1 protein-coding gene is annotated in these 1,415 nt (G+C 34.8%); it reads right to left on the bottom strand.

Going from position 1 to position 1,415, the window contains the following annotated elements; all coding sequences use genetic code 11:
* Positions 1-112 precede the first annotated feature (112 nt).
* Positions 113-1,006 carry an Rpn family recombination-promoting nuclease/putative transposase gene (locus PLX19_RS25890; protein ID WP_272191799.1) on the bottom strand — a complete coding sequence of 298 codons (894 nt, stop codon included), beginning with the start codon at positions 1,004-1,006 and terminating at the stop codon, positions 113-115.
* Positions 1,007-1,415: the final 409 nt, after the last annotated feature.

Consider the following 1,415-nt stretch of genomic DNA (forward strand, 5'->3'; position numbering starts at 1 on the left):
TTTATCAGTGTTGACAGATAAAAAGAGGTTCAGACACAAAAACAGGCTGCGGAGAATACTTTCTCCACAGCCTGAAAACCACCTACAAATATTTGTAGGTGATTCTGTATGTTCATGTTTCTAAAATTTCTCTTATTTCTTCTATACGCAACCCTGTAAATTTTACAATGTCTTCTATTTGCATTCCATTTTTATGCATACCACGAACTAATTGCATACGTTCATTAAGCTTCCCTTCTTGAAGCCCTTGTTCACGTCCCTTATTTAGTGCATGAGCAATTCCAGCAGCCTCATCCATTAATGCCTTTTCCCTTGCCTCATATTCTTTACGGAAAGAAGAGTCTTGACTCATACGTTCCCATTTATCCATTGCTTTTTGTAAAATTGGATCTTGATTCATCGCAATCTCCTCCAATGTTTGAATTAAATGCTCATCTTCATTAGCTGGCAACAATAACAACCAACGAACAAAAGAGTCTTCCCAAGGGTTTATTTTTTCTTCTCGCCATTGCTGCATTAATTTTGGAATCTCTACAACGTGTATTTCGATATCGTCACTCAAAAGCTTCTGTTGCTGCATATTCCACAGCTTTCCGGTTGTATGAAAGTCTTCATACTCATTAACCATCACGAAATTCAATAAATTAATCGTAATGGTTTTGTGAAGAGAGCTATAAGGCATCCCTTTTTTCAATTGAGATGAATAGAGCTTACTCCAATAAAATAAGCTACGTTTCAAAATATCGTGATTATTATTTAATTGGATTTCAATATTAATTTTTGTTCCTATATCCAGTGTAGCTGATACATCGAGAATCGATAACTTATCATCCTCATGTTCACGATGTAAATGTGGATCCTCAAATTGTAGTGATTGAATCGGAGATTCTAAAGAATCTTTCAGCATCGAATTCAAAAAAGTGATGAGAATATCCTCACTACCACTTGTACCAAATAACTGTTTAAATGCAAAGTCAATACGTAAATTCACTAATTGATTGGACATGGATATCCTCTCCCTGCCTAGTTCTCTTTTCTATATTGTACAAGAAGAAGAAAGTAACGCGCAAATTGCAAAAGATGAGCTAAATTGCTAAGTTATTCTTTCCTAACAAGTGACACAAGAAACATAATTTGGGTTTTTTTCCATCCTCCGAAAAAAGGGGAGGTAAGGAGAAATATACCATTTTTATACTGGATAGAGTGTTGTAAACTAGATTCATATTCTTTGACTCTTCTATAAAGGATCCTGTCAGTCAAATGACATAAAACCTAAAATAATACATTTTTTGGAAGGTGAAAATCCGATTTTTCTACGTTAAAGGGTCCCACCCCATTGCTATCAAGCTAACAAAACAAAATACCCCCTAAAATGAAAAAATACGCTATTCTTTCTGTAGAATCATAGGAAAGGA

The sequence above is a fragment of the Bacillus sp. BP-3 genome (genome assembly GCF_028401955.1).
In the GTDB taxonomy this organism is placed as follows: Bacteria; Bacillota; Bacilli; order Bacillales; family Bacillaceae_G; genus Bacillus_A.